Here is a 9,122-nt window from a genome sequence, read left to right on the forward strand (position 1 = left end):
TCATGCTTACGGGTAAGACGACGCCAACGGCGTGTGAAGATGAAGATCGTGAACTTCGCCGCCAGGCCATTCTTGGAATGGCGCATTATCGCTCGGCACGCGCTTTCGCCGTCAATCCCGCGCGCCAAAAGGCGTGCCCCTTGCGGGCTGCGGGGATTGACCGCTCAGCGCGGCCAAGCAAAGGGGGCCCTTCATGCCGAGAATGGAAGGAAGCGCCTTGCTGACACCCAAGCAACCGGAGGGACTCGACAAGTGGATAGAGAGCAGCGTGTGAGGAAGTTTACCCTTGACAAGGAAAGCCCCATACAAGGTAAAGAACCGCAGCCATTCGGCGATGGAGCGCGAGCTATAGAGTTGGCTTTCAAGCCTCCTCACATCGACTCAGGCTCTCATCGCAGGCAAGAGGTACCTCCTAAGAGGCGCGGCTAATCTCTTCACACTCGCGGGAAAACCCGGAAACTGAGGCCGTGCAATCTGTAGTGGGGGAAAACCGATGCTCGCACCAATTGAAACGGGGCACTACAAGGTAGATCTCGACCCATCGCCGATCGAGCCATCCTGGATCATCGAAGGCAATCCAGAAGCCCGTTCCCGCCTGCTGTCGTCGAGCGCGTGCCACACTGCCCACACCATGATCTGGTCGTGCACCGAAGGCAAATTCAACTGGTACTACGATCACGACGAGACCATCCTGATCCTCGAAGGATCAATCGTGCTCGAAAACGACGGCATGCCGCCGAAGCGCTACGGCGTTGGTGACGTGATACTTTTTCGCAGCGGTGCGCACGCCAAATGGCACGTCAAGGGCTATGTGAAGAAGGTCGCCTTCCTCCACCTGACCTATCCGTTCCCGTTTGGCATCGCGATCCGAGCCGTCAACAAGCTCAGGTCGCTGATCGCGCGGAACGCGCCCCGCGGCTTGCTTGCGGAGTAAGACAACACTTCCGCTATTGCTCCTTCGACAAAGCTCGAGCCGTGGTCAGAAGGCGTACACTTGGATGGCTGCGATTTTGACCTTGATCCAGAACTTTCGCCGGCCGCCGGGGCCTTCCAGATCCGGACAGGCGAATAATTCATCGGCCATCGATTTGCGTAGGGTCGGCTCGAGCGCGCGAATTCGGACATGAAGGGAAAGATCACCTCTGACAAGCAGCGACCGGCCTGACATTTTTTTCACATTCTAACCTACCGCGCAGCGCTAGAGTGACACGCGGGTTCGAGCGCCGCTGGGCAAGAGACTCCAAGCTACTAATCATCAGCCATCCACCTGCCGCCGCCACGCGTCTCTCCTATTGGCGGCGGCTCAGTTTCGATGTCCCAAGAGGTCCAATATGCTGGCAACATATCGAACCCTTCGGTGGCTGGGTTTTTCACGCTGGGGGCCACGCGAACACTTCTGAAAATCTACTATGTGACTTTCAAATCGCGACTGTTCTAGACAATACAGCGGCGCGGCCGGCTGAGTGGAACGCCTCTCTGATCTCGATTCACAAGCATCTGGGAGACGATGCGCTTAAGACATCATCCAATTGCCAACGGTCAATGTTGTTTTTGCAAGAGCATAGAGCCAAGCAATCTCGGCTAGAGCCAAGGCAGTAAGATACACTATCTCGGTGATCATCTTGCCCCCGAACTTAGGAAGGCCCCACCAATCTCCTCAGCCACTGTTGGAGGATCTAACACCGGACTCGGGTCAGACTAAACTCACTATTTTAAACGAAATATTTCGATCGTGGAGATCACTGATGAATCAGGATCGCACATTCCCGCGTTCACTTGCCTTTCGACAATTCGGCCGTGCAGGCTGCTCGGAGGTGATTTCGCGTCACAGCCTTGATCTTGCCGGCATCGAGATCGGCCTGGAGCCGCGCGGCCACTGCGGTCTGTAGAGTGGTGACTTGCGAGCCATTCAGATTGCCGGCAGCATGGCGGATCATCTGTTTGTCGGCATCACTTAAGCTATAACTCATGTCGCTTCGTCCTCTGTGACTTCCATTGCGCGTACATCCGGCGTCAAGGAAACTGGTTAAACCTAAGCGGCGCTGCGCTTGGCAATGAACTCGTCGTGGGTTGCAGCCTCGATACCCGTGGCCAACTCGTCAGCAGTCGCCTCGCGCTCGACGTGGCGATCGAGATCAACTACTCGCATCTCCGCACCGCGGCGCCGCAGCCACGCCACACTCTGATGCTGCTCGATCGGCTTCGCGGCAGCGTCAAATTGCTCCTTGGACAAGCCGGTATCGACGCGTGCGCTATCGCGACCAGCCTCGACCGCAGACGCGGCGATGTCGACTGCGCTAGATAGCTCCGCGATTTCATCCATCAGAGGGCCGTGCAACTCGCGGAGAGCCTTCTCCTTCATCAGACCAATGTGGATTTCAGAAATGCCCGTCATCACCGAGGGCGACTCGAGGATTGCAGAACGGATCTGCGGATCGATGTTCTCGGCCCTCGTGATTTTGTCGCGCTCGGCTTGTGGCAAACTACGAAGCCACGTCCGAATTTCCATCCGCGCAATCGCTCCGGCGGCGTCGGTCGGATCAGCCTTCGGCAGTTGGACGCGATTGCGCATATCCTCCAGTTCGCGCCTGGCATTGGAAATCACGCGGCGCCCCTCGTGAAATACCGGCACCGCTTGATGCAGAACATGATTCTTGAACTGATCTTGCCGGCCCTGGTCGGTATATCGGGAATCCGCGGCAAGCTGCGTGCCGATGCTCTCGGCAAGATCAACGGCACCCAAGGCGCCGAGGTAGGCTTTCTCCAACCGCTCGATGGTCGAGCTGGGTTTAGATTTGAGATCCCATATTCGGATCTCGCTATTGGCTCGCCCGGGAACGTCTTTCGGCAGAATTTTGCGTCGACCTTTAACGACCATTCAACTTCTCCTATCTCGAAACAGCGAAGCCGCCCTTGAGGTCGCCCTCAAGGATTGGCCCGTCAAAACTGCCCTGTGGTGTTTGACTGGAAATGCGGATGCCATGACTGGAGTAGGCTCCGAACATCGCCTGCGGTGTGCGGCCGCGCTCTGACGAACAGTAAACCAGCGCACCGGCCGCAGCGTTTATGATGTCATCGTGTTGTCCGGGCGGATGATCGATGCTGTCGCGACCGCCGCGCGCCGTGCGCCGCTCAAGGCTCAGCAACTGCGTAATGAGGCGCGAGTTGTCGAGGAGATCGATCTCTCCGCTGTTCAATCTGGGCAAAAGATCGCGGTAAATCTCTGACTTGCTGAGGTCGCTCGGACGATATTCGAGGCCAACTTTGCGGAAGGCCTCGCGAACCCATTCAGCACCGTACCGATCGCCCCTGATCATTCGAATGCCATAACGGCGAAGTAGTTCGGCAAACTCGCTCACCGCGCTCTCAGGGCTGAACGGCGGCCTGATTTCGCGAACTAGGTCGAGGACTGCGATTGATCGCGATCGATCGCTCTTGTTCGCCTCCGAGTGACCGATAGCAAGCGTCATCGAGTCGCTACTGCCGCCGCTCGGATCAGTGAACGCATGGTAGGTGACGCCCTGCACAGGCGCACGCTCGAGCACATCCGGCGACACGCAGGCGTCAACGGCTTCGCGTGTGACGAATGCGCTGATGTCGTCGCGGAACATGGCTAGCCACTCGGCCGAAGCCGCGGCGGAATCCTCCGCCATCGCGTCGTCGACAACTTGCTGCGAGATTGTCGGGTTCAGAACCCGCGTTGGAGCCTTGATGACGAGCGTCTTGCTGTCCTTGCCGAAATGATCACGGAATTTCGAATAGAGTAGGCCGGCTTTGCGGTATGGCGAGCTGATGCCGATCACCAGCGAATTGGGAATGCTCGCCAAGCCCGGCTTGATCGCATTGAACACCTCCTGATCGGGATTGGCGCTGCTCTCATCCCTCCAAAAAGCCGTTTCGTCGAGAATTGCGCACAGGATTGGGCGACCGCGAACGCTGCGGAAGTTGTTCGTTGCAACAGCGATATCCACGCCGTTGCTCAGCTCGAATCCCGTCTGTGTCTCGCGTTCGATCATGCCATCGAAGAGAGAGATCTGCTCAAAATAGCCCTTGCAGTAGCTCAAGACGATCTTGGCCTGATCGCGGTCGCAAGCCAGACACATCACTAGCGGGCGCTCACCAGGCCGCAGTCTGTCATGGTCTGAAAAAGTGGCCGCCACGTAGGAGGCAATGAAGCTTGCAACGCTGTCTTTGCCCGCGCGCCTGCCACAGATCCACCAGCTTTCGCGGCATGGCTCTGTTGGCGGATCTCGGTCGCTGACGGAGCGGAAGAAAACTCGTTCGTCGTCGGACATTGGCAGCGCGAAAGCGCCCTTGAGCACGGTTCGCCAGCCGTTCCAACTCTCGCCGTGGAACCACGGCGCGAACATCTCCGCGTCGTTCATGGCCTCGATAATGTTGGGAGTCGTGCTCAATCAACGACCTCGGCGCGCCCCGCGGCGCGCTGCTGGAGCCGATCGCGCAACGTCGGGGCAGGTTGCTTGCGCTTGGCGACCTTCGCTCGTAGGGCCCCAAGACTGCGGCGTGCCTCGCTCGTGAGCCGCACCAGCAAATCACGGTCGACGGTCACGCCCCTGATTGCATCGGCCTGAAGGCGTTCGGATTCGAGTTGCAAGACGACGTGTTGACGTAGCAACGCCTGCTCAGCCTCGCCGAGGTCTCCGCCCAGCTCGAGTTCGTAACTGGCCATCAGGTATCGGAAGCGACGCCCGACGGCCGAGCGCAAATCGACGCCCGGCATCAAACGGGTCCCGTTACTCAGCTTGTCACGCAGCCTCGTGCATGATTGGCGTGGCTGGCGCGTAGATCGTGCGGTGATTTGCGTATTCATGCATTAAGTATGCACGAAACGAAAACAAAATGCAAGATTTAGTATGTGCCTCCGGCTTGATTGCTACATCTTGCATCGTCCCAGTGTGAGCCCGATCACTGAACGTCGCCTCGTTTCAAGATTGGCTACCGCTAACGCCCGCACAATCGCCAAAGGAGCAATGCCATGACGGATGTGAGGAAGCCGACCAATTCAGAGCGAAAAGTCCGGTTCGAAGGCCGCGTCTTGACGAGCGATCAGCTGGACGCAGTTTCCGGCGGTCTCAGCAGCATGGTGTCAGAGGTCCTCAAGAACTTCGGCTCAGCCGTAAATACGTCAGCGCGCGGTTCATAAGCGCGCCTAGTCCCACCGCTGGCTCGGGCGTGTGCTGGTCGCCAAGCTCATTGTGCCACCACGAGGAACGCGGACTTTTCCGGTAGGATAAGCTGCATTTAAGCGCTCGCTATCAGCACGTTGCGGATTGTTGCAGCTTGGGTCTGGCCCGCCGGCGAGCTGCTGCGATAGATACCGCTCTTCCAATAGTACGTTGCACCGGGCGATCCGACCTGACCCGAGTAGTTCACGATCTGCACACCGTCTCGCCAGACCCTGACCAAGCCGTTAGTGCCAACCGAGTCCATTTTCATCTGAAGGTCGAGCTTGTAAGTTCGTCCGCGAGTGATCGGGTTGGCGTCCTGATAGGCCAGAATGAAGTTGTTGCTTGGAGATTGCAGGGTGATCTGCATTTTATCAGTGTTCTGTTGCAGCACGATTTGCACCGGGGACGGGGCAGATCCAGCAGTTGAGTCCAAGTGGCCGAGGTCGCAGAATGAACTATCGACGATCGGCCCAGTTAGCACAGTCAACTCATATGTAACGTAGATCTGCGTACCGTCTGAATATCTCGGGGCGAACTCGAATTCCGAGCGGTTAGCCCCGGCATCATTGGTCAGATCACTCCAGCCCGTAGTGCTCCAATAATCGCTGGCACGAACTTCATATCGAAGCGTATGCGTATCGGGATTGGTTACGCACCATGTCTTCCCCGCGGTCGGATCGTGCTGGGGCTGAACATCCTCTCCGTCAACTCCTGTCCAGTGGACGTTAGCGGTCGCATCAAAATTCGTAATATTGGGAGCTATCGTAAAATTAAATGTCGGCGAAACGCCGCTACCGTTCGCAGCATAGACCGCATGAGAACCGTCCGCGAGCACGCCCATGTCATAGACCCAATTACCCGAGGCGTCTGACGTGGTGGTTCCTGACAATGCGCCGTCGACATAAATCGAGAACGTGACGCCGGCATTGGCCGTGCCGAACACGTTGAGATGGCTCGAAGCAGTCGTGCCGCCTGCGGCAGTGTTGAACACGGTATTTTGCGAGGACGCAGTACGTACTGTGGTAATAGCAGTCGGGGGGGCAACATAATCAATCAACAGATTCCGATATTCGACAATCTGATTGAGCGGCCAGGCCGTTGCCGCTCCAACAAGGCGGATGAAATCGCGCCGTTGCATGCGTCCCTCCCTGCATCCTGCACGGCGCTGTAGGACGCGCCCCGGCGGCCAGTCTAGCCTACTTATGCCGCTTCCTTGGTTTCGGGTTGAAGCGCCCTCCAGATCGTGCCTATGCCGCAGCCATATTCCTCGGCAAGTTGGGGGATCGTCTTTCCGGCAGCGTAGAACTCAGCGATCTTACGCTTCTGGCCGTCATCAAGGCGCCCGGGCCGGCCAATCTTCTTGCCCTGCCTCCTGGCGCGCGCGATGCCCTCATCCGTGCGCTGGCGGATCAGTCCCCGCTCGAACTCGGCAATGCCGCCCATGATGGTCAGCATCAGCCGGCCGACATCGGTAGTCGTGTCGCACCAAGCCTCCCCAAGCGATACGAAGCCGCAGGAGAGCTCTTTCATCTCGTGCAGGATGTTGTGCAGGTCGCGGCTCGAGCGCGCCAGGCGGTCTAGCTTGGTCACCACGACGGTATCGCCGGGCAAGAGAGCCTTCAGCAGCTTGGCGAACTCAGGGCGGCCATTAGTCGACTTGCCCGACGCCTTCTCGCTGAAGATCGGCTCGCAGCCGGCCGCTTTAAGGGCTTCGACCTGAGCCGCATAGTCCTGAGCCTTCGAGCTCACCCTTGCATATCCGTATTTCATCTCCGAAACCCCATTTGTGGAAAGCTGACTTTCGGAAAGTTATTTGACTTGCGTATTCAACGTCAATCGAATTCTTTCCAAATATGCTGAGTTGTGGAAACGGCCGAACCGGCTTTAGCGATCGATGCCGCCTCGCCGACGAATACGACGCGGGGGAACGCCAAGGCCACGCAGGTGTTGCTAGTTTGCGAGCGGGTGTCCTGAATCCCCGAGACCCGTTCGCGGTCGCCGGGCGCGGCGGGCCAAGACTGTTCCGCGGCCAAGGCCAGGCAGCACCCGGCACCGCCTGAGGGCCGGGGCACACATCGCGCGGGGCGACGCAGGGGTGCAGGAATTTTTTCTCACAGCCGTCTGTGCGTTACGGAGTTCAATGGCCCGCTCGCCAAGACGCCGGCCGCGCGACACCAGAACCGCCCCGACGGGGCGGCCCGATGCCGCGTGACCTTGGTTGGGTAGTTAGTGCAAAGGCCTCGCGAGGAAGTCGGCCTGCTGCTGAGATGATGCCGACAATGCCGTCGCCGTCTGCGCGAAATGCGACTCGCGGCCGAAATCGCCCGCCATCATCTGATTGAGGAGGGCGTAGGCCTTCGCGACGGCGCCTGCGGCGGGATCGGTCGTCGTCATGGTGGGAGTGGACGCGACGTTCGATGCTCCGGTGTCGCTGAGCGTTGTCGCCGCCCGTGCGAAGTCGGGATGATGGTTGAACGACTGAGATGCGTAGTGGTGCGATTGCCCCCAAGACCTGCCATCCCCTGAGGTCGTCGTCGTGGAGGTGTCCGAACTCGTCACCGACGTCGTCGTCGACGTGCTCGAGCTCGTGGTGGTCGCCGGTGGATCGACCACCGTGATCGTCTGCGCCGAGCTGGTGATCGGCGTCCCGGTGTTGTCAGTCGCGGTGACTGTCAGTGTCGCACGCGGTCGACCGTTGCCTTGGTAGGAGGAGCTCAGCGAAAGACCGCTGTTGACCTCGGCCGCGGTCAGCGTGACCGAGCTGCCGCTGAAGGTCTTATGGTCCAGATTGTCGGTGATGGTCTCGTATTTTGGTAACCCGCTGATGGTGACGGTAACGTTATCGCCCGCATTGGGCACGCTCACTGAGAGGCCCAGCGGGATGCTGCCGCCCGGGCTGACATATAGCGAATTACTGGCGACTGTGACTGTCGGCGCAACCGGAGTCGTTGACGCCGTCGTGCTGGTGATCGTCACCGCGTCGGCTGCCGAGGCGGCGCTGGTGTTGCCGGCGATGTCGGTGGCGGTGGCGGTGAAGCTGTGGCTGCCAAGGGCAATCGTGCCGGTATCGAAGCTCCAGGCCCCGCTGCTGCCCGTGGTGGCCGTCCCGATCTGAGTGGTACCGTCATCGACCTTTATCGTGCTGCCGGCTTCCGCGGTCCCCTTCAGGACAATGTCGGTGAGAGTCGTGCTACCGCCGACTGCAGAACCTGCCTGCGAATAGGCCGCCAGCGTGGGCGTGGCCGGCGCCTGGGTGTCAACCTTGAAGGCGAGCGGGGCGCTTGCTGCACTGGTGCCTGCCGCATCAGTCGCTGTCGCGGTCAAGCTATGGCTACCGTCGGCGAGATGGCCCAGCGTATAGCTCCAGCTGCCGTTGCTTGCGGCGGTCGCCGTGCCGAGCTTGGAGGTTCCGTCGTAGACGCTGACCGCGCTGCCGGCTTCCGCCGAGCCCGTCAGCTGCTGCGTCGTCGTGTCCCGTGCTGCATTGACATAGCCGTTGACGATTGCCGCATCGGCAAGCCCAGTCGGGGCCGCAGGCGGTGTGGTGCTGCCCGATGATGTCGTGCCAGTTGTGGTCCCGGTGGTGCTGCCAGATGTCGTGCCGGACGAGGAGGTGCTGCTCGACGGCGGTGTGCCACCCAGCGTCTCCTGGGGGAGTGCGGGCGGGACCGGCGCCGGCCCAGTCGTTATCTGGGTGTTGCTGAAATCCAAGGTTTGGGTTTGGGTTGAGGGACCGCGGTAAATGCCTTCATGCCAGGAGTACTGCGCACCCGCCGATCCGATCGCGCCGTGATAGCTAGCGATCTCGACGCCATCGCGCCAGACGTTGACGAAGCCGGTGTTGCCGCTCGGGTCCATCTCCATCTGCAGATTCATCTGGTAGGTCTGACCACGCACGATCGGATTAGGGTCTTGGTAGAGCAAGACCCAATT

9 protein-coding genes are annotated in these 9,122 nt (G+C 59.5%); 1 reads left to right on the plus strand and 8 read right to left on the minus strand.

The genetic code is table 11. The features are described from left to right. The first annotated feature begins 493 nt into the window (after nucleotides 1–493). On the plus strand, nucleotides 494–934 hold the full coding sequence (locus tag YUU_RS0145010) for a cupin domain-containing protein (protein ID WP_027528016.1): 441 nt from the start codon (nucleotides 494–496) through the stop codon (nucleotides 932–934). Nucleotides 935–1,772: 838 nt separating this feature from the next. Here YUU_RS0145010 and YUU_RS0145025 read toward each other — a convergent pair. The 8 genes from YUU_RS0145025 to YUU_RS54390 all read right to left on the minus strand — a co-directional run. Further along, nucleotides 1,773–1,970: a hypothetical protein gene (locus YUU_RS0145025; RefSeq protein ID WP_027528017.1), complete on the minus strand. Its 198-nt coding sequence runs from the start codon at nucleotides 1,968–1,970 to the stop codon at nucleotides 1,773–1,775. 62 nt (nucleotides 1,971–2,032) lie between these two features. Next, nucleotides 2,033–2,878 carry a hypothetical protein gene (locus YUU_RS0145030; protein WP_156944926.1) on the minus strand — a complete coding sequence of 282 codons (846 nt, stop codon included), beginning with the start codon at nucleotides 2,876–2,878 and terminating at the stop codon, nucleotides 2,033–2,035. A 10-nt stretch (nucleotides 2,879–2,888) separates the two neighbouring features. Next, nucleotides 2,889–4,415 carry a hypothetical protein gene (locus YUU_RS54385; RefSeq protein WP_156944927.1) on the minus strand — a complete coding sequence of 509 codons (1,527 nt, stop codon included), beginning with the start codon at nucleotides 4,413–4,415 and terminating at the stop codon, nucleotides 2,889–2,891. After that, nucleotides 4,412–4,741: a hypothetical protein gene (locus YUU_RS0145040; RefSeq protein WP_156944928.1), complete on the minus strand. Its 330-nt coding sequence runs from the start codon at nucleotides 4,739–4,741 to the stop codon at nucleotides 4,412–4,414. Before YUU_RS0145040 ends, YUU_RS54385 begins: the two co-directional genes overlap by 4 nt. Nucleotides 4,742–5,262: 521 nt before the next feature. Further along, nucleotides 5,263–6,327: a heparin lyase I family protein gene (locus tag YUU_RS0145050; protein WP_156944929.1), complete on the minus strand. Its 1,065-nt coding sequence runs from the start codon at nucleotides 6,325–6,327 to the stop codon at nucleotides 5,263–5,265. 62 nt (nucleotides 6,328–6,389) lie between these two features. Further along, nucleotides 6,390–6,959 carry a recombinase family protein gene (locus tag YUU_RS0145055; RefSeq protein WP_027528021.1) on the minus strand — a complete coding sequence of 190 codons (570 nt, stop codon included), beginning with the start codon at nucleotides 6,957–6,959 and terminating at the stop codon, nucleotides 6,390–6,392. Nucleotides 6,960–7,021: 62 nt separating this feature from the next. After that, nucleotides 7,022–7,222: a hypothetical protein gene (locus YUU_RS59850; protein ID WP_156944930.1), complete on the minus strand. Its 201-nt coding sequence runs from the start codon at nucleotides 7,220–7,222 to the stop codon at nucleotides 7,022–7,024. A gap of 193 nt (nucleotides 7,223–7,415) precedes the next feature. Then, nucleotides 7,416–9,122 (minus strand): Ig-like domain-containing protein (locus YUU_RS54390; protein ID WP_245288322.1); only part of this gene is annotated, 1,707 nt, incomplete at its 5' end.

The sequence above is a fragment of the Bradyrhizobium sp. Ec3.3 genome (assembly GCF_000472925.1).
In the GTDB taxonomy this organism is placed as follows: domain Bacteria; phylum Pseudomonadota; class Alphaproteobacteria; order Rhizobiales; family Xanthobacteraceae; genus Bradyrhizobium.